Source organism: Streptomyces sp. GbtcB6, assembly GCF_019091475.1.
GTDB classification, from domain to species: domain Bacteria; phylum Actinomycetota; class Actinomycetes; order Streptomycetales; family Streptomycetaceae; genus Streptomyces; species Streptomyces hyaluromycini.
In genome coordinates, this window is sequence record NZ_JAGXJL010000039.1 from 64,325 (window position 1) to 86,778 (window position 22,454).

Here is a 22,454-nt window from a genome sequence, read left to right on the forward strand (position 1 = left end):
ACGCCCCTGTTGAGGGCGCCTCGATCCGGTCGTCGCGACGAGGCCTCCGGTCACGGGGAGGCGCACAGGGCGTGGTCGATCAGGGCGCTTGCCGCGTTCTCCTGGCCCAGGATGTGCTCCGGGGTGTCGCCGCGTGCCTCGGACATGGAGACCACCGCGCTTCGCTCGCCGTCGTCGGCGACGCCGTTGAGCGTGATGTAGCCGCCGTCCCCGCCCTCGTGGCTCCAGTAGGTTCCGCCGCAGCTCAGCGGGCGTTCGGCCAGGCCGAGCCCGTACCGGCCGCCGGGCCACAGCTGCTGGACCTCCGCGCTCACGGGGACGGTCCGCTTCATCTCGGCCAGCTGCCGCGCCGGTAGCAGGCGGCCCGCCAGCAGTGCGCGGAGAAGGCCGTTCTCGTCCCGTGTGGTCGTGACCCACGAGAGGTTCTCGTGGTCGACCGGTATCTGGTCGGTGACGTCCACCACGGAACCGGGGCCGAAGAGCTGGTAGGCCTCGGCATGCGGGCGGGGCAGGGCGGGCGAGGTGCCGACCCACCGGGTCCGGTCGAGGCCGAGCGGGCGCAGGATGCGGTCTTCGATCGCCCGGTGGGCGGGCTGGCCGGTGGCCTTCTGGATGATCATGCCGAGCAGGACGTAGCCGGTGTTGGAGTACTGCCAGCCCTCGCCGGGCGGGAAGTCCGGCGCGTGCGCCATGGCCCGGGCGACCAGCTGCTCGGGGCCGTACACGTCGTGGCGCTGCTGGAGGTACTCCTCCGGTGTGGTGTATCCGGGCAGGTCGTCGTGGATGCCACTGGTGTGCTGGAGGAGTTGGCGGAGGGTGATCCGGCCGCCGTCGTTGCCGTTGCCCCGCACCACTCCGGGCAGCCAGTGGTCGACCGTGTCGTCCAGGGACAGCCGGCCCTCGGCCTCCAGTTGGAGGACCACGGTGGCGACCAGTGTCTTGGACGTGCTGGCCATGCGGAAGTAGCCGTCGGACCGGACCGGGCGGCCGGTGGTCAGGTCGGCGGTGCCGCTGGTGGCGACCGACTGCCGACCGTCGGGCCCGATCACGCGAGCCTGCACACCACTGACGCCGAGGGCCCGGATCGCCGCGGTGTCCCGGCGTAACCGCTCCACGGTGGAGGGGCCGGCGGACCGGGCGGCGGCGGTGGTGGTCGCCTCGGCGGCGAGCAGCGTGGTGACCGCGAGTGCCACGGCGAGGTGCTTCCGAAGTGTCGACGTCATGGCCGAACGCTAATTTCCGCCCTCGCCGGGGCGCGATCCGACGCACCCCCGGATCGGGAAGGGGGATTTCCCCCGGCGCCCCGCAATCCGCTGCGAAAGTGCGGCTCGGGGGCTCGGGGGCTCGGGGGCTCGGCGGCTCAACAGCTCAGCAGCGCCGATGCGGCCGGAGCGCGCAGCCGTCCTGTCTCGGACGATCTGTTCCCGTTGGTGCTGTTGTCGGTGGGGGCGACATCACTACATCGACTCCAGTATGCGGTCGAGTGTCCGGCGCCCCATTCTGCTCATCGTCGGATTGGTCCTGACGTAGTACCAGACAACACCCATCGCCTGTTCGAACGCCCATGCCTTGCCGCGCTCCCACTCCAGGTCGTCACAGACCAGTGTCCGCCGAAGCACTTCCCGCGGACCCGGCTGCAACAGGTGCCAGGCACTGACCAGGTCCAGCGCGGGGTCGGCCGGGCCGAAGCCGCCGGTGTCGAGTACGCCGCTGAGCCGGTCTCCCGCGACCAGTACATTGCCGGGAATCAAGTCACCATGGCTCATCACGTCGGCACTCGTGCGTGGCAACTCCCGAAAGTGGCTCCACATCTGGCGCAGCCGGGGCACGTCGAGGAGCCCCTTGCTCTCCTCGAAGCACTGCGCCATCCAGTCGTCGTGGTGAGCGAGCACGCCGCCACGATTGTCGCCGTTGAAGAGCCGCCCCCGCGTCTCGGCGTCCCGGAGGGCTGCGATGAAGGCCGCAAGGTCCTCGGCAAAAGCGTCCGACCCACTCGGGTCGGCATCAAAGGCGACCGTTCCCGGCAGCCATGTCTGGACCGACCACGGCATGGGGTAACCCGCTCCAGGCTTTCCCAAGGCGACGGGTTCCGGGACGGGGAACCGAGACACCTGTGCCAGCTCCGCGCTCGCCTGGGCTTCCCGTTCCAGAACCGCCAGCGCCTCGGCGGCATCGGCCAGGTGCAGTGGGAAACGCGCAGCGAGGTCGTTCCCGATGCGGAAGATGGCGTTGACCGTCCCGGTCGACGACAGGAGTTGGATCGCCTTGCCGCTCCACTGGGGGAACTGTTCCTGGATCAAGGTCGCAACCATCTCGGTGGTCACGTCCACTTGGTCATCGTGCATGGTCATCTCTCGCAGGCTCTTCCACTAGTCCAATTCGAAACACCGGAAGCAGACCGGATCAACTGAGACGACAGCCAGTATTCATACGCCAGGGTCCAGATCAACTGGGATTTTCGGCCACCCAGGTGTCCCAACCGTCCTGGTCGCCCCAGGTCACAGCCGCGGCTTCGGACCAGATCACTTGAGACGGGACAAGGCGCCTATTCCGACGTTCTGATGGCGTGGTTGATCGCGGAGGCGACGTCCTCGGCAATGTGGGTGGGCTGGTAGGAGTCCTGGATCCAGGCACGTCCGTCCGTCACCCACACGCTTCGAAGGCCGAGCGTGTGGGCGGCAGCCATGTCGGCGTGTGGTGAATCGCCGATCACCCACGCGCCCGGGAGGGAGACCCTGACGGCATCGGCTGCCGCCTGGAAGATCGCTGGTTCTGGTTTCTTGTGGCCGACGGCTTCGGAGACGACCCAGCCCTGGACGAGTTGGTCGAGTCCGGTCTTCCGGATCTTCGCCTCCTGCTGGACGGTGCGCCCGTTGGTGACGATGACGCAAGTCCAGCCGTCCGCCTGCGCTTTGCCCAGCGCCTCGCGGGCCGACTGAGCCAGGACGACGCGGTCGGCGGCGCCGGTGTCGAGAAGGGCGCGGACGGCGGCGGTTGGCACCACGTCGCCGTATCGGTCGGTGAGGGCTGCGGCGACTTCGTAACGCGCGGTGTAGCCGCTTGCGTCGATGGCCATCACCCATGCGAGGTCGGAGCTGGGCAGGTCGTGCTCGGCAAGGAAGTCGGCGACGGCGGCGCGGAAGGCCGCATCGCGGTCGACAAGGGTGTTGTCGAGGTCGAGCAGCAACAACGGCATGACCGGGAGTAGACCACGGAACCCGCTGCGAGGCAGATCAGTTTCCGGCGGTGATCTGCTCGACGAGCCAGGTGACGTGGCCGGTGGCGACCGCGTGCTGTTCCCACTTCCGGCTTGCGAGAAGTCCGGCGAGCGTCGCAACTTGAGGGTCGAAGACCATCGTTGGCGTCAGGTCGGAAGAGGGGCCGCCGGGTCGTGCGGACACCGTGGGTGCCGGTAGCGCGACAGTCACCGGACATTCGCGAGTAGCACCGGGTCCGGCACCCCCAGCCGGTCGAACCTCCACTCGGCTTGGGCGCAGACCAGGTGAGTCACCTCAAACGCTTCGGCGTCCTTGGGCTCGGTCCGCTCGTCCGCTCGGACATCGACGACCACCGCGTACAGCCACCAGCCACGACTCGAAGCCGACGTGACGCCCGGTCGTCGCCGCCCAGTACCAACTCGGGAAGTGAGGGCTCACCGCGCGCCCAGCGGAACGTACGTACCGGAGCGACATTCCCGAACCGGCCCGCCACGCAGTCCCGCAGCGGACGCTGACGACGCCCGTGTACCGCGTCCGGGTACGACAACTCGCCGCACGGCCTCGCCTGATCCACCCCAGCCGGTACAGGGCCCTCGCTGATGGGGCTTGCCAACCGAACGCTTCCGATATATCGTCGAGGCATCGCGAACGATACGCGACAGATCAACGATGAATGGAGTGATTGCCATGCGTTCCCACGGATTCGAGCGTGGACATGGTCAGAGCGGCTCTCACCCGCACGGGCGGGGCGGCTTCGGTGGACGTGATGGTCGGCGTGCGGCGTTCGGGCCCTTCGGTCCGGGTGGCCCCGGCTTCGGTCCCGGCGGGCCCGGTTTCGGACCGGGCCACTGGGGACCGCGAGGACGCGGTGGTCCCAGGGGAAGGGCGCGGCGCGGTGACGTACGGGCCTCGATCCTGGCCCTGCTGAAGGACCGCCCGATGCACGGTTACGAGATGATCCAGGAGATCGCCGAGCGCAGCGGCGGTGCGTGGAAGCCCAGCCCCGGCTCGGTCTACCCCACCCTCCAGCTGCTGGAGGACGAGGGCCTGATCGCCAGCGAGAGCGAGGGCGGCAAGAAGCTGTTCGCCCTCACCGACAGCGGCCGCACCGCCGCCGACGAGGGGCCGGACGCCCCCTGGGAAGAGGCTTCCCGAGGGGTCGACTTCGAGGCCCTGAGTGAGATCCGCCAGGCCGGCTTCGGTCTGATGGAGGCCTTCGGGCAGGTCTGGAAGACCGGCAGCAAGGAGCAGCGCGAGAAGGCGCTGGCCGTCATCAACGAGACCCGCAAGAAGCTGTACCTCATCCTCGCCGACGAGGACTGACCCTCGGGTGCGAGGTGAGACCGGGCGCCCCGCGGAGTGATCCGCGGGGCGCCCCGGCGTGTCCGGTGTGTCCGACGGGCCGGGTGCCTCAGGCCACCAGACCGCCCAGCTTGCGCAGCGACTCGTTCAGGGCCGCCGTCGCCGAGTCCTTGAGCTTGCCCGCCATCAGCGACACGGCCGCGCCCGTGAACTCGCCGTCGATCCGCACCCCCGTCGCGTCCCCGTCCGGGGTCAGCGTGTAGCGGGTGGCGACGGTCACCGCCATCGGGCCCTTGCCGCGGATCGCCAGCACCCGCGCCGGCTCCAGCTCCTCGATGGTCCACTCGACCTCCGCCGGGAAGCCCATCAGCTTCATGTTCTCCTGGAAGGTGCCGCCCACCGCCAGGGTCTCGGGGCCGCCCTTGGGAAAGTTGGTGTGGGTCGCGTTCCACTCGCCGTACGCCGACCAGTCGGTGAGCTGTGCCCACACCTTCTCGGCCGGTGCCTGGATGCGTGCCTCCGCGCTGACTTCGGCCATCGGGCCACCCCTTCGTGTCGGGCTACGGTGTCGCGGAACGTAGCCGCAGGGCCTCGAACATTCAATACTGATGAACCGTCAGGAAATGTGCGGATCCAGGGCCGCGACGGCCGTCCCGGTCGCTCAGCCGACCCGCCGTATCAGCGCCGCGTCGAACAGGTCCCACGCGCGCGGGAACGCGCTCTCGTCATGGCAGTGCCAGGCGTCCCAGAACAGGTCCGCGAGCAGCGCGTCCGCCGGGGCGTACACCCGGTACGCGTACTGCCGGCCGTCGACCGCCGGCAGGGTGACCAGCCAGCAGCAGCACCCGCTCTCCACGTCAGTGAGGGACGTCCGACGGGTGCGCGACGGTTGCGCGTGGGGCGCGCGGCAAGACGGCGCGCGCCGCTGTGGCCGGAATCGGTCTGATCTCATCCGTAAGGAGGAGATTCCGGCCATCCGCGTCCACTCTGCGTGGGACGCGAAAATGCTTCCCCTCGCCGATGACGCGGAGCCCTGGGATTGATGAGGTAGGGGATGTGCAACCCCGTATTCCCCGCCAGCCCGCCCAGGACCAGGGCAGTATCCACGCGGACGACGATGCCGGGCTCGGTGTCGAGCCGGCAGCGGTGGTCGCCGGTGCCCGCCGCCGGGCCGTACGGGACGGGGACCGTCAGGTCGACACCGCCCATCTGCTGCACTCGCTGATCGAGTACGACCCCGAGGTGCGCGCCGTCCTCGGTGACGCCCCACAGCTCGCCCGCCTGCTCGGCTACCTCGTGCAGCGCAGCATCGGCTACGGCCTGCGCTGGCAGAGCGGGGTGGAGGACTCCGGCGCGCTGCCCGCCCTCCCGCAGCCGGGCGGCAGAGCCGAGGGCAAGGGCGACGGTGCCTGGTCGCCGGTGGCCGCGGCCGCCCTGGAGTATGCCCGCAGCCGCGCCCGGCGCCGCGGCGAGACCCGCGCCGGCGGCATCGACCTGCTCGCGGGCCTCGTCCTCGACCCGGAGTCCCGGGCCGTGGAGGTGCTGGAGCGGGCCGGGGTGGCCGCTCGTGAGCTGGCCGTGCGGATAGACGGGGACGGGGCGGTCGGCGTGGTCCGGGACGCCGAGGCGGAGCGCCGCACGTCCGGCCGCTGAGACAGGTGCCATAAGAGGTGACGCTCATGTCGTCCGCTGGCATCATGTCCCGGTGCACACCACTGAAAGCAGCCATGGAAAGGGCCTCGGGCTCTCCCTCGCCGTCGGGTCGGCGCTCGCGTTCGGCGGCTCCGGCGTCGCGGCCAAGCCCCTGATCGAGGCCGGGCTCGCGCCGCTGGACGTGGTGTGGCTGCGCGTGGCGGGCGCCGCCCTGGTGATGCTGCCGCTCGCCGTCCGTCACCGCGACCTGCCGCGCTGCCGGCCGGCGCTGCTCGCCGGGTTCGGCCTGCTGGCCGTGGCCGGCGTCCAGGCCTGCTACTTCGCCGCCATCTCCCGGATACCGGTGGGCGTGGCGCTGCTCGTGGAGTACCTCGCTCCCGCGCTGGTGCTCGGCTGGGTCCGGTTCGTACAGCGCCGGCCGGTGACCCGCGCCGCCGCGCTCGGTGTGGTCCTCGCGGCGGGCGGTCTCGCATGCGTGGTGGAGGTGTGGTCGGGGCTGCGGTTCGACGCGCTGGGGCTGGTGCTGGCGCTCGCCGCGGCCTGCTGCCAGGTGGGGTACTTCGTGCTCGCCGACCACGGCGGGGGCGAGGGGGCTGATCCGCTGGGCGTGATCGCGTACGGGCTGCTGGTCGGGGCGGGCCTGCTCACCGTGGTGGCCCGGCCGTGGGAGATGGACTGGTCGGCGCTGGCCGGCTCCGCGCGGATGAACGGGGTGGCCGTGCCGGCGGTGGTCCTGCTGGGGTGGATCGTGCTGGTCGCGACGGTCGTCGCGTACGTCACGGGTGTGGTGTCGGTACGGCGGCTGTCTCCGCAGGTGGCGGGCGTGGTGGCCTGTCTGGAGGCGGTGGTGGCGACCGTGCTGGCGTGGGTGCTGCTGGGGGAGCGGCTGGGTGCGCCGCAGGTGGTGGGTGGGGTTGTCGTACTCGCCGGGGCGTTCATCGCGCAGTCATCTGCGCCTGCCAAGGGCTCCGCCGAGCCCTTGGCGCGTGGTGAGGGTGTTGTGCGGGAGCCGGCAGTCTGAGCGTTGTCGGCCGCCGGCCGGTGGTGGCCGGCCGCGCCCCCGAGGGGCGGTGCACATCAGCGGGTCTTCAAGTACTGCGGCACCGCGACGTCCGCCGCCAGGTCCCCGTTCGCGACCGGAGTGTCGTACCCCTTGCGCAGCGGCAGCACGCCCGCCCAGTGCGGGAGGTCCATGTCCTCCGGCTCGTCGTTCGCGCCGCCCGTGCGGGTCTTGGCGGAGACCTCGTTCAGGTCGAGGCGGATCACCGCGGTCGCGGCCAGTTCCTTCTTGTTGGCCGGGCGGGAGTCGGCGGCCCGGCCCGGCACCACGTGGTCGACCAGGGCGTCCAGCGCGCGGCACTTCTCCTCGGGGTCGGTGACCTGGTGGGCGATGCCGTGCACCACCACGGAGCGGTAGTTGACCGAGTGGTGGAAGGCCGAGCGGGCCAGCACGAGGCCGTCGACGTGGGTGACCGTCACGCACACCGCGAGTCCGGGGTCGGCCTGGCCGGTCATCCGCAGTGGCCGCGAGCCCGTCGAGCCGTGCAGGTACAGGACCTCGCCGACCCGGCCGTACAGCGTCGGCAGCACCACCGGGGCGCCGTCGCGCACGAAGCCGAGGTGGCAGAGGTAGCCCTCGTCGAGGATGGCGTGCACCAGTTCCTTGTCGTACGACGCCCGCTCGGCGGAGCGGGTGGGAACGGTGCGGTCGGTCTTTTCGTACGCGGCGGGCTGGGCCGGCACGGTCCCCTGCACGGCTGTCTCCATTGCGTTCCTCCATTGCACTAGTGCATAATGTTGTTTGTGCTAGGAGAATATCCGATCGAAGGGCGCGGCGCAGCAGAGATTGCGGCCAGCGTCGAGCGCGCGGTGGGTGCCGGGGAGCTGGAGCCGGGGGAACTGCTTCCCCCGATGCGGGAGTTGGCGAGCAGGCTCGGGGTGAATCCCAATACGGTCGCGGCCGCGTACCGCACCCTGCGCGAGCGCGGGGTCATCGAGACCGCCGGCCGGCGGGGCAGCCGGGTCCGGCCGAAGCCGGCCACCACCGGGCGGGACCAGCTCCCCGACGTCCCCGCCGGGGTGCGTGACCTCTCCTCCGGCAACCCCGACCCCGCACTGCTCCCCGCCCTCGCGCCGGCCCTGGCGGCGGTGGCCGCCGAGTGCGACCGCGACCCGGTCCTCTACGGCGCGGACCCCGTCGAACCGGAGCTGGAGCGGATGGCGCGCGCCGAACTGGCCGCGGACGGCGTGCCCGACGGGCCGCTCACCGTCACCTCGGGCTCCCTGGACGCCGCCGAACGCGTCCTGCTGGCGCACCTCAAGCCCGGCGACCCGGTCGCCGTCGAGGACCCCGGCTGGGGCCGCACCCTCGACCTGATCCCCGCGCTGGGGTTGCGCACCGTCCCGGTGGCGGTCGACGACGAGGGGCCGCGTGCCGACGCCCTGCGCCGGGCGCTGGAGTCCGGGGCGCGCGCCCTGATCGTCACGGCCCGGGCGCATAACCCCACCGGCGCCGTGGTGAGCGCCGCACGCGCGCGTGCCCTGCGGGCCGTCCTGCGCGCACACCCCCACACGCTGCTGATCGAGGACGACCACGGCCACGGCATCGTCGACCTCCCCCTGCACCCCCTGGCGGGCGTCACCCGGCACTGGGCCTTCGTCCGCTCGGTCGCCAAGGCCTACGGCCCCGACCTGCGCCTGGCCACCGTGACCGGCGACGAGGTCACGGTCGACCGGGTACGGGGGCGCCAGCGCCTGGGCCCTGGCTGGGTGAGCCGGCTGCTGCAGCGCACGGTGGTCCGGATGTGGGCCGACGGCGCGGTGAACGGCCCGGAGGTGGCGGCGGCGTACCGGGCCCGCCGTGAACTCCTCATCGACGCGCTGGCGGACCACGGCATCGAGGCCCACGGCCGCAGCGGCATGAACGTCTGGGTCCCGGTTCCGGACGAGACGGGCGCGGTGTCCCGGCTGCTGCACGAGGGGTGGGCGGTGGCCCCGGGGGCGCGCTACCGCCTGGCGACCCCACCGGGCATCCGCATCACCGTCTCGACACTGACGCCCGCCGAAGCCGGTCCGCTGGCGGAGGCGGTGGCCAGAGCGGTGACGCCGACCAAGGGGCGCGTCCAGGCTTAGCTGAGCGCTCCGCTGGAAGTGCCGCGATCTGCTGTCTGCCGCGCCGTCGTGGCTGGTCGCGCAGTTCCCCGCGGACGCTGCCTCACCTGGGTGAGGGCCGCTCCCGCGAGGACGATCACCGCTCCCGCCGGCGTGCTCCAGCGCAGCGACTCGCCCAGCACCGCGACCCCCGCCGCGGCGGCGATGACCGGGATGAAGTATGTGACCATCTGGGCGGTGGTCGGGCCCACCTCCGCCACCAGCCCGTACTGGACGAGCACCGCCAGCCCCGTCCCCAGCGCACCCAGTGCCGCGATCGCCAGCAGCGGGACCAGTGCGAAGTGCGCCGGGAAGGACGTGAACAACGGTGTCACCACGGCCAGTTGAACCGTCGCCAGCAACAGCTGCGCCCCGGTCATCGCCAGATGCGAGTCACCCGTCCCGGCCAGCGTGCGCCGGACGTAGATCCACCCGATCGGATAGCTCAGCGACGCCAGCAGCGCCATCGCGGTCCCCGTGACGTCCAGGCCGTGGAACCCCTCCCAGGCTCCCAGCACCGTCAGCACACCGATGAACCCCAGGCCGAGTCCGGCGAACCGAACCCGCGTCGGCCGGTCCTCCGACAGGGCCACCAGCGACAGCACCATCCCCCACAGTGGCGAGGTCGCGTTGCAGATCCCGGCCAGCGTGGACGGGATCGTCAGCTCCGAGTAGGCGAAGAGGGAGAACGGCAGCGCGTTGAGCAGGAACGCGGCGACCGCCAGATGCCCCCAGGTACGGGCCCCGCGCGGCAGCCGCTGCCGCTTCACGGCCATCGCCGCCGCAAGCACCGCCGTCCCGAACGCCAGCCTGCCCAGGGTGACCTGGAACGGTGCGTAGCCCTCCGTCCCCACCTTGATGAAGAGGAAGCTGAAGCCCCAGATCAGCGACAGGGCGCCGAAGCGCAGGCGCCAGTCGAGGCGGGGGCGGGAAGGGTCGGCGGCAAGCGTCGCTTCGCTGGTCGCGGCGGTGGTCACGGTGCTCATGGCCTCCACCATGCGGGAGCCGACCTCGTAGCACAATCGAGATTGTCCACCCGGTACCTCTTAGAATCACTTACATGTTGAACCTGGAGCGCCTGCGCACCCTCGACGCCCTCGCCCGGCACGGCTCGGTCAGCGGCGCCGCCGAGGCCCTGCACGTCACGACGTCGGCGGTATCGCAGCAGATGGGCAAGCTGGAACGCGAGGTGGACCAGCAGCTCCTCGCGAAGAACGGCCGGGGCATCCGGCTCACCGACGCCGGGCGGCTGCTCGCCGAGCACGCGGCCCGGATCCTCTCCCAGGTCGAGCTGGCCCAGTCCGACCTGGAGGCACACCGGGGCCAGGTCGTCGGCGAGCTCCGGCTCTCCGCGTTCCCGACGGCCGCCCGCGGCCTGTTCCCGACCGCCCTGTCCGCCCTGCGCGCCCGGCACCCGGCGCTGCGCGTCCGCTCCAGCGAGCTGGAACCGGAGAACGGCATCGCGGGGGTCGTCCGCGGCGACCTCGATCTCGCCGTCGTCCTGGACTGGTACAACAAGCCGATGCCGCTGCCCGACGGTCTGGTCAAGGCGCCCCTGCTGGACGACCCCGCCGAGGTGGCGCTGCCGGCCGGGCACCGGCTCGCCGGCCGTGCGGAGGTGGACCTGGGGGAGTTCGCCGAGGACGAGTGGATCACCTGGGGCGAGGGCGAGTTCTGCCATGAATGGCTGATGTTCACGCTCCGCTCGCGCGGAATCGAGCCCGTCGTCGGGCACCGCGCGGCCGAGACGCACACACAACTCAACCTGGTCGCGGCCGGGTTGGGGGTCTGCATCGCCCCGCTGCTGGGGCGTCACCCGGTGCCGGAGGGCGTTCTCATGGTGCCGCTGAAGCAGCGGGTGCGCCGCCATGTGTACGTCGTCTGGCGGGCCGACGCCGACCGCCGCCCGTCGATCCGGGCGGCGGTGCAGGCTCTGCGCGGCGCGGCCGAGGCGATCGCCTGAACCGGCCCTCCCGAACCGCCTTACGCCGAGCCCAGCTTGCGGAAGTCCCAGGAGGCGGTCTTCGTCGGGGTCAGCCGCGCCCAGGCGTGCCGGCCGTCGTGCGGCATCTCGTCCAGGCCGAAGTTCTTACGGGCGAACACCGTCTCGATGTAGTCGAGTTCGGCGACCAGTTCGCCGGTGCGCGGGACCTCGCCCACGAACTCGACGGTCCCTCTCAGCTCGACGCCGCGCAACTGGTCGTACTCCTCGCCGGAGTCGACCACGACGGCCACCCGCGGATCGCGGCTGAGGTCCTTCCAGCGCTGGCTGCGCACCACCGAGTAGAGCCACAGGGACTTGCCGTCCCAGGCGAACCACAGGGCGCTGACGTGCGGGGCGCCCGACGCCGAGACGGTCGCGACCCGGCAGGTGCGTTGTGTGGTGAGGAACTCGTCCAGCTCACCGGGCGTCATCATGATCTTCCGGCCCCGGCGCTGAGTGACGGTCATGCGGCCCCCTCTTCTTCCGTTCCCGCGCAATGCTGGTTAGTCTCGCCCGCCCCGCACCAAGGCGGAAGGGGGCGTCACATGCCGTCGTACGAACGGCTCTCGGAACTCCTCGACCCCGTGAGCACCGTGCTGCTCACCGTCGAGTGCCAGCAGGGTGTGGTGGGCCCGGAGAGCGCACTGCCCGAACTCGCCCGTGAGGCTCGGACGTCCGGGGCTCTCAACAACATCGCCCGCCTTGTCGCCGCCGCCCACGACACCGGTGTCCAGGTGATCCACGCGATAGCCGAACGCCGCCCGGACGGCCGGGGCGCGAACCGCAACGCCCGCCTGTTCCGCGCCGCCGAACGGCTGCCCGTCCAGCAGCACTCCGGCACGACGGCGGTCCGCGTCGCGCCCCCCATCGAGGTCTCGGAGGAGGACCTCGTCGTACGACGGCTGCACGGCCTGTCGCCGATCCAGGGCACCGACGTCGACGCTCTGCTGCGCAACCTCGGCTGCCGCACCCTGGTCGTCACCGGTGTCTCGGCCAACGTGGCCATCCCGAACACGGTGTTCGACGCGGTCAACCGGGGCTACACGGTCGTCGTCCCGGCCGACGCCATCGCGGGAGTGCCCTCCGACTACACCCCCGCGATGGTCCGCAACACCCTCGCATTGGTCGCCACGGTCGCGACCACGGACGAGGTGCTCGGCTGCCTCAAACAACCGCGTCGGCGGTCATGAGGATCAGGCCAGCGATATCTGGTCGCCGGAGACCGTGATGTTCGCGGCCGTCAGACCCGTGGTCGCCGGGCCCTGCTTCACGCTGCCGTCCGCGATGGCGAACTTGCTGCCGTGACAGGGGCAGACGATCTCGCCGTTGGCGATGCTCGTCACCGCGCAGCCGGCGTGCGGGCACTTGGTCGAGAACGCCTTGTACGTACCCGACGTCGGCTGGGTCACGACCACGGACTGGTCCTTGTAGATCGTGCCGCCGCCCTCGGGGATGTCCGTGGTCTTGGCGAGCGCGGTGCCGCCGGCCGCGGCCGTGGAGCCGCCCGCCGAGCCGTTGCTGTCCTGGGTGGTGGAGCCACCCGCGTTGTTGTTCGTGGTGGTCGTGCTCGACGAGCCGTCGTCCGACGACCCGCACGCGGTCAGCGCGGCGGCGAGCCCCGCCGCTCCGGCTGCCGCCATGACGGTACGGCGGCCCGGTCCGGCTGAGGGGGTGAGCGGTGCGCTGGTCATGTGAGGGGTTCCCTTCCGCGGAGCTTCTCGTGGATCTGTCCAGGGGTACGGTCTTCGGGCACCACCTGTTCAGACGGCATCCAGATAGTGACCACCTGGACATGAGGCTTCGGTAAAACGGCGCTGTCGGTTCGCTGTCGGTCTTGACCTGCGCCGCAGCGGAGCAGGCGACGCACGGCACCGTCACGCCGGACGAAAGGGCACCGCGACCGGGCCGCCCGCTCCGGGGTCGGCGCGTCGCTCACGTCCCACCACGCCTGGGAGGTGGGGGTGTTCATCATTCCGGGGCAGACCGCGGCGATGAGGACGTCACGCGGCAGGTCGTCGGCGCGCCGCTGCCTCGCGAGCGTGCGCACGGCCGCCACCTGGCCGATCTTGGAAGGGATGTTGACGAAGGCCGGCCACGGACCGGCGAACGCGCTGCCGTCCCGTACGGCGTCACGCCAGGCGGCGACCGAACGGTCGACGTCGTCCAGCGTGGCGAGCCCGTCGAACCGGCCGTGCAGCACGGGCGCCAGGTAGGAGAGCGTGCCGAGGGCGCTGGTCACCACGACCAGCCTGCCGCCGTCCCGCAGGCGCGGCGCGAAGGCCCGCAACACCCGTGTGGTGCCGAAGTTGTTGACCTCCGCGTAGTGGTCGACGACGGCACGGGGGTCGTCGTCGGGCCCGACCCGCATGACGGCGTTGTTGAAGACGATGTCGACGCCTCTGTGACGCCGGGTCAGGGCGGCCGCCAGTTCCTCGGCGCGGTCCGGGTCCGCGACGTCGAAGAACTCGCCGCGCACCTCCGCCCCGGAGTCCGCGAGACCCGCGGTGATCCGGGCCAGCCCGTCGCGGTCCCTGCCGGTGGCGTAGACGATGTCGCCGGCGCCCAGACGCTCCGCCAGCCCCTCCAACAGCGCCAGCCCGAGTCCCTGCGTGGCTCCGGTGACCAGTGCCACCCGCGGTCGGTTCGTCATTTTCTCTCTCCTGAATGGTCGCTGTCTCCGAATACCAGAATGCGGTACGGATTGAATGCGCGCGGCCGTGGGGGTGGGTGTCGATTATGCTGGTGTCATCGGCGCCCGGATATCGCGTTGAAAAGCAGTCATGGTGTGTCTGGCGTGGCAGGCATGAGAAATCTGATCGACTCGGTATCGGCTCGCGTCGAGGTGTCGGAGATGGCGACCGCGCTGCCGCTCTACAAAGCGCTGTCCGGAGTGGACGAGCCTGCTGTTCTGGAATTCCCGGCCGTCAAGGTCGCGGTGGTCGGGCCCTTCCTGCTGATGGAGGGCGACGCGGCGGTCCTGGAGAGGCTGCGGCGGGCCGCGACCCTGCATGTCAACGACCTCGACGCCGCCGTCGGGGCGTTCGTCGGCGCGGACGGCGAGGTGCTCGACGGGCCTGCCGCGTCCGGCGGAGGCACTCGCACCATCGTGCGGGACCGCGACGGGAACGTCTTCGAATGCTTCCAGAAAGACTCCGCCGAATAAGCCACGGAGGGGCTGAAAGGCGACAGCGGGCGGGTTTCAATAGGGCTGTGGAAACCCGCCCGCTGTTTCTGTCTTATTCAGTCGTCTCTGTCGTGTTCGGTTACTCGGAGCCGCTTTCCTGGGCGGGCAGGAAGACTATCAGGGAAAGCTTTTCGTCATGGGCGTCCGACAGCTTCAGATAGTCCAGGTCGATGCGGCCGAGCCGTGGGTGCCGGAGCTCCTTGCGGGCGGCGGTGAATCCGCTGACGCTCCGCTCGTCCCACAGCTCGCGGAACGCCTCGGAGGAATTCAGCATCGACTCGAGGAGCGCGGGGCCGCGCGGATCGTCGGGATACCGGGCGAGGGCCACCCGCAACTGGCCGACGAGGGAACGCGCCTCGCCGAGCCAGTCGACGAACAGTCCCGAACCGCGCGACTCGGCAAAGGTGATCCAGAGGATGTTCCGCTCGTCCGCCGACCGCTGGTCGAGGCCGCCGAGCAGCTCGGCGTACGCGTCGTTGTACGCCAGCAGGTCCCACCACGGGTTCATCACGTAGGCGGGCTTCGGGAGCAGCTCACGCACCAGCCGCTCCAGGAGGGGATCGACCTTCGCGGGCCCCGGACCCGCCGGCGGCGGCACCAGAGCGGCCAGCGTGAACAGATGCGCGCGCTGCGGTCCGGAGAGCCGCAGCGCGCGGGCCAGGCTTTCGATGACCTGCCTGCTCACGCTGATGTCGCGGCCCTGTTCGAGCCATGTGTACCAGGTGACGCTCAGCCCGGCGAGCTGCGCCAGCTCCTCGCGGCGCAGCCCCGGTGTGCGGCGCCGCGGCCCGGACCGGAAGCCTGCCGCCGCCGGATCGGTCGCCTCCCGCCGGGCGCGGAGGAAGGCGCCGAGTTCGTCGCGCTGGACCAGATCGGTCATGAGGCACCGACGGCGTCGGCGAGCAGGGACTCGGAGACGTCCCACAGCCGGCGGGCCTTCTCCGGATCCACGGCGTACCGGGCGACGCCGTGCAGCGTGCCGGTGCGCCGGTCGACCACCTCGGCCTCGTTGCAGTCGTTGAAGTAACGCCCGCCCACCCCGTCCAGCAGCGGTGAGACCGCGGGGAGCACCGAGGTGGCGGCGCCCTGCTCCACCGTCTTCATCTGATCGGCCGCCACCCGTCCGCTGCTGCCCCCGATGTGCCGCTGGAGGTTGGTCACGATGGCCCCCGGCATGAGGGCGTTGGCGGTGATGCCGTCGGCCGCCCAGCGGCGGGTGGCCTCGACCGCGAAGAGCACGTTCGCGGTCTTGGACTGCGCGTACGCGGCCCACGGTTCGTAGGCCCGGAAGCCGAAGTGCAGGTCGTCGAAGACGACAGGGGAACGCTGGTGGCCGGTCGAGCTCACGACGACGATGCGGGCGGCGTCCGCCGCGGCCAGCGCCCCGTGCAGACCGGTCGCCAGGGCGAAGTGGCCGAGGTGGTTGGTGGCGAACTGCAGCTCCCAGCCCTGCGGCGTGTACTGCTCGGGGCAGGCCATGACGCCCGCGTTGTTTACCAGGATGTCCAGCGGGCCGTGCCAGGCCGCGGTGAACGCGGCCACCGACGCGGGGTCGGCCAGGTCCAGACGGGCGACACGAAGCGCCTCGCCGCCGGTCGCGGAGCCGATGTCCTTGGCCACCCGCTCACCGGCCGCCGTGTCCCGCACGGCGAGGGTGACCTCCGCACCCCGCGAGGCCAGTACCCGCGCCGTCTCCGCCCCGAGCCCGGAGGACGCCCCGGTGACCAGTGCGCGGCGCCCGGAGAGGTCGATGCCGGCGACCACCTCGGCCGCGGTGCTGGAGAAGCCGAAGGGAGTGGTGATCATGCCGAACTCCTCTTGAAACGGTGGTTCCACCCACTCACCGTAGGAGCCCCGGTGACCATGACGCCAACGAGACTTGGGAACAGGTGGTATGCGTCGAAGTCATGGATGCCGCGGGGTGGCACCGACGGGCACGGACCGGTCGGGCAGGCGTCGGCCGCCGCCCGTGGATCCGGCGGATCACGCCGTCGGCCTGGGGTGCGGAGAGCCGGCGCGGGCTTCTGACCGGCAGGTGGCGGACCGCTTCGACCCCTCCTTGCCGTAGGGCGTCCGTACGGGCGAATTCGCCGTCAGGTCAGGCGGGATCGGGCCGTGCGGCGACTTGGGCGCGAGGGTCGGGGGTTCCTGGCGAGCTGTCACGCTCGGTTACTATGCTCACTTCATGCCGGAGGCCGGAAGCAAGGGGCGCATCGCCGTCCACGGGCTGCCGGGGAGGACCCGCCCGTCTTGCTCCTGACAGCCCCGGTCGTCGATTGCATGGTTGAGAAGCTGGATGGCCTGGGAAAATGCTGCGAGAAGTCACCGCGACCCGCTACATCACGCCCCTGCGTGAGGGGGGCTCGCTGCCGGGGCTCGTCGAGGCCGACGACTTCGGGACGTACGTCATGAAGTTCACGGGTGCGGGGCAGGGCCGGAAGACGCTGGTCGCCGAGGTCGTCTGCGGTGAACTCGCGCGCCGGCTCGGGTTCCGGATGCCCCGGCTGGTCACCGTCGAACTGGATCCCGTTCTGGGGCTCGGCGAACCCGAGCAGCAGGTGCAGGACCTGTTGCGGGGCAGCGGTGGCACCAACCTCGGCATGGACTTCCTGTCCGGTGCCCTCGGCTTCGACCCGCTCGCCTTCGCGGTGAGCCCCGAGGAGGCCGGGCGGATCGTCTGGTTTGACGCGCTGATCAACAACGTCGACCGCTCCTGGCGCAACCCCAACCTGCTGGTCCACCACGGCGACCTGTGGCTCATCGACCACGGCGCCACCATGATCTGGCAGCACAACTGGCCGTCGGCGCAGACGTCCGCCGCCCGCCCGTACGACGCCGCCGACCACGCGCTGAGCGGGTTCGGCCCCGACGTCCGGGCGGCCGCCGCCGAGTTGGCGCCCCGGGTCACCGAGGACCTGCTCGCCGAGGTGACCGCCGAGATCCCGGACGTCTGGCTCGCCGCCGAGCCCGGCTTCGACACCCCCGACGAACTGCGGCGCACCTATGCGCGGCCGCTGCTCGCCCGGGCCGCCGTCATCCACGAACGCATCACCGGCATCGAGGGGGCCAAGTGAGCGAGACCCATATCTACATGGCGGGACATGTGACCGAGCGCCACATCACCCGGGCCGGTCAGGGCGGTGACCGCGACGTCTTCGAGTACGCCCTGCTGCGCGTCGTGCCCCGCGTGGAGCGCGGCGAGTACATCAACGCCGGCGTGATCGTGTACTGCCGGGCCAAGACCTACGTCGGCGCCCGCACCCATCTCGACGAGGCCCGGCTGCAGGCCCTGGACCCGGACGCGGACGTGGCGGGGGTGCGGGCCGCGCTCGGGGCGGTGGAGGGCGTCTGCGCGGGCGGGGCGGCGGCGGGGCACGCGGCCGGCGACGATCCGGGGCGGCGCTTCCGCTGGCTGGTCGCGCCCCGCTCCACCGTGGTACAGCCGGGCCCCGTGCACACCGGGCTCACCCTTGACCCTGACGCCGAGACGGAGCGGTTGCTGGACCTCCTGGTGAGGTAATGGATCACACCGCGCGGTGCAGCGTTGACACCGCGTGCCAGGGCTTCTAGCGTCACGTCTGTCGAAGGTACTAAGCGGTCGCTCACTGTTCGGCCGGGTTCTCGATCAGGTGTTCTCAAGGGCGAGGAGAAACAGCAATGTCCAGCACTGAGCAGCGGGTGGCCGTCGTCACCGGTGCCGCGCGCGGTATCGGCGCCGCCACCGCCGTACGACTGGCCGCCGAGGGTCGCGCGGTGGCCGTGATCGATCTCGACGAGGCCGCCTGCAAGGACACCGTCGAGAAGATCACCGCCGCCGGCGGCAAGGCGATCGCGGTCGGCGCCGACGTCTCCGACGAGGCTCAGGTGGCCGCCGCGATCGCGCGGGTCGCCGAGGAGCTGGGCGCCCCGACCATCCTGGTCAACAACGCCGGTGTGCTCCGCGACAACCTGCTGTTCAAGATGTCCGCGTCGGACTGGGACACGGTCCTGAACGTGCACCTGCGCGGCTCCTTCCTGATGACCAAGGCCGTCCAGCAGCACATGGTCGAGGCCGGCTGGGGGCGTGTGGTCAACCTGTCCTCCTCCTCGGCGCTCGGCAACCGCGGCCAGGCCAACTACTCCGCCGCCAAGGCCGGTCTGCAGGGCTTCACCAAGACCCTCGCCATCGAGCTCGGCAAGTTCGGCATCACCGCCAACGCCGTCGCCCCCGGCTTCATCGCCACCGAGATGACCAAGGCCACCGCCGAGCGCGTCAAGATGGGCTTCGAGGAGTTCAAGGCCGCCGCCGCCACCCAGATCCCCGTGCAGCGCGTCGGCGAGCCCGAGGACATCGCCAACGCCATCGCCTTCTTCACGAACGAGGCCGCCGGCTTCGTCTCCGGCCAGGTGCTGTACGTGGCCGGCGGACCGCTCGACTAGAAGATCACTGGGGAACACCGACATGACTGAACTGCCCGAGCTGTCCGGCAAGGTCGCCGTCATCACCGGCGCGAGCCGAGGCATCGGCTACGGCGTCGCCGAGGCGCTGATCGCCCGCGGCGACCGCGTCGCCATCACCGGCCGCAACGAGGACGCCCTCAAGGAGGCCGTCGAGAGCCTCGGCGCCGAGCGCGTCATCGGCATCGCAGGCAAGGCGCACGACCTGGCCCACCAGAGCGAGGTCGTCGAGCGCACCATGGCGGCCTTCGGCCGCGTCGACTACCTGGTCAACAACGCCGGTACCAACCCGGTGTTCGGCCCGATCGCCGACGTCAACCTGGACGTGGCCCGCAAGGTGTTCGAGACCAACGTGGTCTCGGCCCTCGGCTTCGCCCAGAAGACCTGGCACGCCTGGCAGAAGGACAACGGCGGCGCCATCGTCAACATCGCCTCCGTCGCCGGCCTGTCGGCCTCGCCGTTCATCGGCGCGTACGGCATCAGCAAGGCCGCGATGATCAACCTGACCCAGCAGCTGGCACACGAGTTCGCCCCCGGCGTCCGGGTCAACGCGATCGCCCCCGCGGTCGTCAAGACCAAGTTCGCCGAGGCCCTTTACGAGGGCCGGGAGGCGGAGGCCTCCGCGGGCTACCCGCTCAAGCGGCTCGGCGTGCCCTCCGACATCGGCGGCGCCGCCGCGTTCCTCACCTCGGAGCAGTCCGACTGGATCACCGGCCAGACGCTCGTCGTCGACGGCGGCATCTTCCTGAACGCCGGCATGGCCTGACGGCACCACGGGTCCGCCGGCCCGTCTCCGGGCGTCGTCTTCGTCGCCGAGAATTCGGCACGGAAGCTCAGCGACGAAATTTCTGCACGGACATTTCCGCACAGATATTTCGCCACAGGAACGACGAAAACGACGCCCGGGTGGCCGCACAACATCCGCACAGCACCATGACAACGTCGTCATAGCACATTCGATCAACGCCCGTGTTTCCGGGGTACTTCAAGGCGCGCAACGCTGCGGTATGGTCTGCCGCCGACCCCTGGTACGGCGGATCGAGGAGTGTGCGCGTGTTCAACCGGAACCGAGGTCTGCGAAGAGTTGCCGCGCTCGCGTCCATATCCCTGGTGGCCGGATGCGGTGTGTTCTCCAGCAGTACGGGCAACAGCGGGCCGATCGTCGTCGGGACGACCAGCGCCCCCAGCACCCTTGACCCGGCGGGATCGTGGGACGGCTCCTGGGAGCTGTTCCGGAACGTCTACCAGACGCTGCTCGCCTACCCCGACGGCGCCACCACCCCCCAGCCGGACGCCGCGCGGAAGTGCGCCTTCACGGACTCCGGCGACCGCACCTACCGCTGCGAACTGCGCTCCGGCCTGAAGTTCGCCGACGGCGACAAGCTCGACGCCCAGGCCGTCAAGTACTCCATCGACCGGATCCGGAGCATCAACGCGCCCAGCGGCCCGGCCGGACTGCTCGGCAGCCTCGACCGGGTGCAGGTGATCGGCGACCGCGAGGTGGTCTTCCACCTCAACAAGGCCGACACCACCTTCCCGTTCGTCCTCGCCACCCCGGCCATGTCGATCGTCGACCCCGACGACTACCCCGCCCACACGCTGCGCAAGGGCGACTCCGTGCACGGCTCCGGGCCGTACACCCTCAAGTCCTACGACGACGGCAAGCGGGCCGAGCTGGTCCGCAACGACAACTACCAGGGCTTCGCCGACCGGCAGAACGACGCGGTGACCATCCGCTACTTCCAGGACTCGGCCACCATGGTCAAGGCCCTGCGGTCCGGGGACATCGACGTCACCTACCGCGGTCTCGCCGCCTCCGACATCGTCGCCCTGGAGGCGCACCGCAGCACCGACCTCCAGCTGATCGACGGCACCGGCACCGACATCAGCTACCTGGTGTTCAACCCCGAGGACCCGTGGGCCAAGCTGCCCGCCGTGCGCAAGGCCGTCGCCCAGCTCGTCGACCGCTCCGCGATCGCCCACACGGTCTACAAGGACACCGTCGACCCGCTGTACTCCATGGTCCCGGCGGGCCTGACCGGCCACACCACCGACTTCTTCGACGACTACGGCGACCCCAGCACCTCCAAGGCCCGCAAGATCCTCGCCGACGCCGGCATCACCCAGCGCGTCCCGCTCACCTTCTGGTACACCACCGACCGCTACGGCTCCGAGACCGGCCAGATGTTCCAGCAGCTCAAGCAGCAGCTGGACGACTCCGGGCTGTTCACGATCACCCTCAGGAGCCGCCCCTGGAAGACCTATGTGGTCGGCTACCAGAAGGGCGAGTACCCGGTGTTCGGCCGCGGCTGGTTCCCGGACTTCCCCGACGCCGACAACTTCATCGCCCCCTTCGTCGGCGAGCAGAACGCCCTCGGCACGCCCTACCCGTCACCCGTGATCACCGGCAAGCTGCTGCCGGAGTCGCGCCGCGAGAGCGACCGCGGCGAGGTCGTCAAGGAGTTCGAGGAGGCGCAGCAGATCCTCGTCAACGACGCCCGGCTGATCCCGCTGTGGCAGGGGCGGCAGTACATCGCGGCCAGCGACGACATCTCCGGCGGCGAACGGGCGCTCGACCCGTCGACGATCATGATGATGTGGGAGCTGCACCGCAAGACCAGCTGGTGAAACGGCCGTCCGGCACCGGTTGTCAGTGGTCGCCTGTAGGTTTTCCGGTATCAGCAGGATCTGCAAGTGACCGCAATTCGTGAGGACGTTGACGTGACCGACATCGCCATGCTGCCCGAGTCCTGGCGCGGGGTTCTGGGTGACGAGCTTCAGCAGCCCTACTTCAAGGAGCTGACCGAGTTCGTCGAGGAGGAGCGGGCGAAGGGCCCCGTCTACCCGCCGCGCGAGGAGGTCTTCGCCGCGCTGGAGGCGACGCCGTACGACCAGGTCAAGGTGTTCGTCCTCGGCCAGGACCCGTACCACGGCGAGGGCCAGGGCCATGGCCTGTGCTTCTCCGTCCGGCCTGGCGTGAAGACCCCGCCGTCGCTGCGGAACATCTACAAGGAGATGAAGGAGGAGCTGGGCCTGGAGGTGCCGGACAACGGCTATCTGATGCCGTGGGCCCGGCAGGGCGTGCTGCTGCTCAACGCGGTCCTCACGGTCCGCGCCGGTGAGGCCAACTCGCACAAGAACAAGGGCTGGGAGAAGTTCACGGACGCGGTGATCCGTGCCGTCGCCGAGCGGCCCGACCCGGCGGTCTTCGTCCTCTGGGGCGGCTACGCGCAGAAGAAGGCCCGGCTGATCGACGAGACCCGCCACGTGGTGATCCAGAGCGCGCACCCGTCCCCGCTCTCCGCCGCGAAGTTCTTCGGCACCCGCCCGTTCACCCAGATCAACGAGGCGGTCGCCGCCCAGGGCCACGAGGCGATCGACTGGCGGATTCCCGACCTGGGCTGAGCAAGTACAGAGGGCGCCTCGAAGCCGACCGGGGGGCAACCCCTTAGGCCGTGTTTGAGATGTCGATCAGCACAGGCCTTGATCGACATTTCGGGTACCGCATAGCGTCAGGACGGTGGAA

Annotated in this window: 26 protein-coding genes; 13 read left to right on the plus strand and 13 right to left on the minus strand. The window is 70.6% G+C overall.

What is annotated here, in order from left to right; all coding sequences use genetic code 11:
• Positions 1-50 precede the first annotated feature (50 nt).
• From KVT45_RS41395 to KVT45_RS41410, 4 genes are all read right to left on the minus strand, one after another.
• Positions 51-1,223, minus strand: a complete 1,173-nt coding sequence (locus KVT45_RS41395; RefSeq protein WP_217554589.1) for a serine hydrolase — start codon at positions 1,221-1,223, stop codon at positions 51-53.
• 234 nt (positions 1,224-1,457) lie between these two features.
• Positions 1,458-2,351: an aminoglycoside phosphotransferase family protein gene (locus tag KVT45_RS41400; RefSeq protein WP_217554590.1), complete on the minus strand. Its 894-nt coding sequence runs from the start codon at positions 2,349-2,351 to the stop codon at positions 1,458-1,460.
• 194 nt (positions 2,352-2,545) lie between these two features.
• On the minus strand, positions 2,546-3,196 hold the full coding sequence (locus KVT45_RS41405; RefSeq protein ID WP_217554592.1) for an HAD family hydrolase: 651 nt from the start codon (positions 3,194-3,196) through the stop codon (positions 2,546-2,548).
• Positions 3,197-3,233: 37 nt separating this feature from the next.
• A complete protein-coding gene (locus KVT45_RS41410) occupies positions 3,234-3,401 on the minus strand; it encodes a hypothetical protein (RefSeq protein ID WP_217554594.1) in 168 nt (55 codons plus the stop codon).
• 504 nt (positions 3,402-3,905) lie between these two features.
• On the opposite strand from KVT45_RS41410, the gene KVT45_RS41415 reads away from it, so the two are divergent.
• The gene (locus KVT45_RS41415; protein ID WP_217554595.1) at positions 3,906-4,541 is read left to right on the plus strand and encodes a PadR family transcriptional regulator; all 636 of its coding nucleotides are present in this window, start codon (positions 3,906-3,908) and stop codon (positions 4,539-4,541) included.
• 88 nt (positions 4,542-4,629) lie between these two features.
• Here the strand turns inward: KVT45_RS41415 and KVT45_RS41420 are convergent, their stop codons facing one another.
• Both KVT45_RS41420 and KVT45_RS41425 read right to left on the minus strand, forming a co-directional pair.
• A complete protein-coding gene (locus KVT45_RS41420; RefSeq protein WP_089105600.1) occupies positions 4,630-5,058 on the minus strand; it encodes an SRPBCC family protein in 429 nt (142 codons plus the stop codon).
• A gap of 123 nt (positions 5,059-5,181) precedes the next feature.
• Entirely contained in the window at positions 5,182-5,376 is a 195-nt protein-coding gene (locus tag KVT45_RS41425) for a hypothetical protein (protein WP_217554597.1), read from the minus strand.
• Between the two features lie 200 nt (positions 5,377-5,576).
• Between KVT45_RS41425 and KVT45_RS41430 the strand changes: the two genes are divergently transcribed.
• Both KVT45_RS41430 and KVT45_RS41435 read left to right on the plus strand, forming a co-directional pair.
• Complete coding sequence (locus KVT45_RS41430) at positions 5,577-6,173, plus strand: Clp protease N-terminal domain-containing protein (RefSeq protein WP_308311022.1); 597 nt, start codon at positions 5,577-5,579, stop codon at positions 6,171-6,173.
• Between the two features lie 52 nt (positions 6,174-6,225).
• A complete protein-coding gene (locus tag KVT45_RS41435; RefSeq protein WP_217554601.1) occupies positions 6,226-7,194 on the plus strand; it encodes a DMT family transporter in 969 nt (322 codons plus the stop codon).
• Between the two features lie 56 nt (positions 7,195-7,250).
• On the opposite strand, the gene KVT45_RS41440 is transcribed toward KVT45_RS41435, so the two are convergent.
• Positions 7,251-7,940, minus strand: a complete 690-nt coding sequence (locus KVT45_RS41440; protein ID WP_217554602.1) for a pyridoxamine 5'-phosphate oxidase family protein — start codon at positions 7,938-7,940, stop codon at positions 7,251-7,253.
• Between the two features lie 36 nt (positions 7,941-7,976).
• Between KVT45_RS41440 and KVT45_RS41445 the strand changes: the two genes are divergently transcribed.
• Positions 7,977-9,305, plus strand: a complete 1,329-nt coding sequence (locus tag KVT45_RS41445; protein WP_217554603.1) for an aminotransferase class I/II-fold pyridoxal phosphate-dependent enzyme — start codon at positions 7,977-7,979, stop codon at positions 9,303-9,305.
• Here the strand turns inward: KVT45_RS41445 and KVT45_RS41450 are convergent.
• Positions 9,302-10,309 carry a DMT family transporter gene (locus KVT45_RS41450; protein ID WP_217554604.1) on the minus strand — a complete coding sequence of 336 codons (1,008 nt, stop codon included), beginning with the start codon at positions 10,307-10,309 and terminating at the stop codon, positions 9,302-9,304. The two genes, KVT45_RS41445 and KVT45_RS41450, sit on opposite strands and share 4 nt — an antisense overlap.
• Before the next feature lie 74 nt (positions 10,310-10,383).
• Between KVT45_RS41450 and KVT45_RS41455 the strand changes: the two genes are divergently transcribed.
• A complete protein-coding gene (locus KVT45_RS41455) occupies positions 10,384-11,286 on the plus strand; it encodes a LysR family transcriptional regulator (protein ID WP_217554605.1) in 903 nt (300 codons plus the stop codon).
• A gap of 20 nt (positions 11,287-11,306) precedes the next feature.
• Here KVT45_RS41455 and KVT45_RS41460 read toward each other — a convergent pair whose 3' ends face one another.
• Positions 11,307-11,774: a pyridoxamine 5'-phosphate oxidase family protein gene (locus KVT45_RS41460; RefSeq protein ID WP_217554606.1), complete on the minus strand. Its 468-nt coding sequence runs from the start codon at positions 11,772-11,774 to the stop codon at positions 11,307-11,309.
• A 78-nt stretch (positions 11,775-11,852) separates the two neighbouring features.
• Here KVT45_RS41460 and KVT45_RS41465 point away from each other — a divergent pair, with 78 nt between their 5' ends.
• The gene (locus KVT45_RS41465; RefSeq protein WP_217554607.1) at positions 11,853-12,497 is read left to right on the plus strand and encodes a cysteine hydrolase; all 645 of its coding nucleotides are present in this window, start codon (positions 11,853-11,855) and stop codon (positions 12,495-12,497) included.
• Between the two features lie 3 nt (positions 12,498-12,500).
• Here KVT45_RS41465 and KVT45_RS41470 read toward each other — a convergent pair whose 3' ends face one another.
• Positions 12,501-12,998, minus strand: a complete 498-nt coding sequence (locus KVT45_RS41470) for a Rieske (2Fe-2S) protein (RefSeq protein WP_217554609.1) — start codon at positions 12,996-12,998, stop codon at positions 12,501-12,503.
• Positions 12,995-13,957 carry an SDR family oxidoreductase gene (locus tag KVT45_RS41475; RefSeq protein ID WP_217554610.1) on the minus strand — a complete coding sequence of 321 codons (963 nt, stop codon included), beginning with the start codon at positions 13,955-13,957 and terminating at the stop codon, positions 12,995-12,997. Before KVT45_RS41475 ends, KVT45_RS41470 begins: the two co-directional genes overlap by 4 nt.
• Before the next feature lie 153 nt (positions 13,958-14,110).
• Here KVT45_RS41475 and KVT45_RS41480 point away from each other — a divergent pair, with 153 nt between their 5' ends.
• On the plus strand, positions 14,111-14,470 hold the full coding sequence (locus KVT45_RS41480; protein ID WP_217554611.1) for a VOC family protein: 360 nt from the start codon (positions 14,111-14,113) through the stop codon (positions 14,468-14,470).
• Between the two features lie 100 nt (positions 14,471-14,570).
• On the opposite strand, the gene KVT45_RS41485 is transcribed toward KVT45_RS41480, so the two are convergent.
• Positions 14,571-15,371 carry a helix-turn-helix transcriptional regulator gene (locus KVT45_RS41485; RefSeq protein ID WP_217554612.1) on the minus strand — a complete coding sequence of 267 codons (801 nt, stop codon included), beginning with the start codon at positions 15,369-15,371 and terminating at the stop codon, positions 14,571-14,573.
• Entirely contained in the window at positions 15,368-16,297 is a 930-nt protein-coding gene (locus tag KVT45_RS41490; RefSeq protein ID WP_217554613.1) for an SDR family NAD(P)-dependent oxidoreductase, read from the minus strand. Before KVT45_RS41490 ends, KVT45_RS41485 begins: the two co-directional genes overlap by 4 nt.
• A 503-nt stretch (positions 16,298-16,800) precedes the next feature.
• On the opposite strand from KVT45_RS41490, the gene KVT45_RS41495 reads away from it, so the two are divergent.
• The 6 genes from KVT45_RS41495 to ung all read left to right on the plus strand — a co-directional run bounded on the left by KVT45_RS41495 (position 16,801) and on the right by ung (position 22,333).
• Positions 16,801-17,565, plus strand: a complete 765-nt coding sequence (locus tag KVT45_RS41495) for a HipA family kinase (RefSeq protein ID WP_217554614.1) — start codon at positions 16,801-16,803, stop codon at positions 17,563-17,565.
• Complete coding sequence (locus KVT45_RS41500) at positions 17,562-18,011, plus strand: DUF3037 domain-containing protein (RefSeq protein WP_308311023.1); 450 nt, start codon at positions 17,562-17,564, stop codon at positions 18,009-18,011. Before KVT45_RS41495 ends, KVT45_RS41500 begins: the two co-directional genes overlap by 4 nt.
• Positions 18,012-18,148: 137 nt before the next feature.
• Positions 18,149-18,910, plus strand: coding sequence for a 3-oxoacyl-ACP reductase FabG (gene fabG, locus KVT45_RS41505; protein WP_217554615.1), 762 nt, complete (start codon positions 18,149-18,151; stop codon positions 18,908-18,910).
• Between the two features lie 22 nt (positions 18,911-18,932).
• The gene (locus tag KVT45_RS41510; RefSeq protein WP_217554616.1) at positions 18,933-19,694 is read left to right on the plus strand and encodes an SDR family oxidoreductase; all 762 of its coding nucleotides are present in this window, start codon (positions 18,933-18,935) and stop codon (positions 19,692-19,694) included.
• 287 nt (positions 19,695-19,981) lie between these two features.
• On the plus strand, positions 19,982-21,556 hold the full coding sequence (locus tag KVT45_RS41515; protein WP_217554618.1) for an ABC transporter substrate-binding protein: 1,575 nt from the start codon (positions 19,982-19,984) through the stop codon (positions 21,554-21,556).
• Positions 21,557-21,649: 93 nt separating this feature from the next.
• The gene (gene ung / locus KVT45_RS41520) at positions 21,650-22,333 is read left to right on the plus strand and encodes a uracil-DNA glycosylase (protein WP_217554620.1); all 684 of its coding nucleotides are present in this window, start codon (positions 21,650-21,652) and stop codon (positions 22,331-22,333) included.
• Positions 22,334-22,454 lie beyond the last annotated feature (121 nt).

Bases quoted from the DNA above. Each gene is read 5' to 3' on its own strand.
- KVT45_RS41450 (WP_217554604.1), bottom strand. From the start codon at position 10,309: ATGAGCACCGTGACCACCGCCGCGACCAGCGAAGCGACGCTTGCCGCC.
- KVT45_RS41470 (WP_217554609.1), bottom strand. From the start codon at position 12,998: ATGACCAGCGCACCGCTCACCCCCTCAGCCGGACCGGGCCGCCGTACC.
- KVT45_RS41480 (WP_217554611.1), top strand. From the start codon at position 14,111: ATGAGAAATCTGATCGACTCGGTATCGGCTCGCGTCGAGGTGTCGGAG.
- KVT45_RS41420 (WP_089105600.1), bottom strand. From the start codon at position 5,058: ATGGCCGAAGTCAGCGCGGAGGCACGCATCCAGGCACCGGCCGAGAAG.
- KVT45_RS41405 (WP_217554592.1), bottom strand. From the start codon at position 3,196: ATGCCGTTGTTGCTGCTCGACCTCGACAACACCCTTGTCGACCGCGAT.
- KVT45_RS41495 (WP_217554614.1), top strand. From the start codon at position 16,801: ATGCTGCGAGAAGTCACCGCGACCCGCTACATCACGCCCCTGCGTGAG.
- KVT45_RS41455 (WP_217554605.1), top strand. From the start codon at position 10,384: ATGTTGAACCTGGAGCGCCTGCGCACCCTCGACGCCCTCGCCCGGCAC.
- fabG (WP_217554615.1), top strand. From the start codon at position 18,149: ATGTCCAGCACTGAGCAGCGGGTGGCCGTCGTCACCGGTGCCGCGCGC.
- KVT45_RS41485 (WP_217554612.1), bottom strand. From the start codon at position 15,371: ATGACCGATCTGGTCCAGCGCGACGAACTCGGCGCCTTCCTCCGCGCC.
- KVT45_RS41400 (WP_217554590.1), bottom strand. From the start codon at position 2,351: ATGACCATGCACGATGACCAAGTGGACGTGACCACCGAGATGGTTGCG.
- KVT45_RS41465 (WP_217554607.1), top strand. From the start codon at position 11,853: ATGCCGTCGTACGAACGGCTCTCGGAACTCCTCGACCCCGTGAGCACC.
- KVT45_RS41475 (WP_217554610.1), bottom strand. From the start codon at position 13,957: ATGACGAACCGACCGCGGGTGGCACTGGTCACCGGAGCCACGCAGGGA.
- KVT45_RS41395 (WP_217554589.1), bottom strand. From the start codon at position 1,223: ATGACGTCGACACTTCGGAAGCACCTCGCCGTGGCACTCGCGGTCACC.
- KVT45_RS41440 (WP_217554602.1), bottom strand. From the start codon at position 7,940: ATGGAGACAGCCGTGCAGGGGACCGTGCCGGCCCAGCCCGCCGCGTAC.
- KVT45_RS41460 (WP_217554606.1), bottom strand. From the start codon at position 11,774: ATGACCGTCACTCAGCGCCGGGGCCGGAAGATCATGATGACGCCCGGT.
- KVT45_RS41490 (WP_217554613.1), bottom strand. From the start codon at position 16,297: ATGATCACCACTCCCTTCGGCTTCTCCAGCACCGCGGCCGAGGTGGTC.
- KVT45_RS41510 (WP_217554616.1), top strand. From the start codon at position 18,933: ATGACTGAACTGCCCGAGCTGTCCGGCAAGGTCGCCGTCATCACCGGC.
- KVT45_RS41415 (WP_217554595.1), top strand. From the start codon at position 3,906: ATGCGTTCCCACGGATTCGAGCGTGGACATGGTCAGAGCGGCTCTCAC.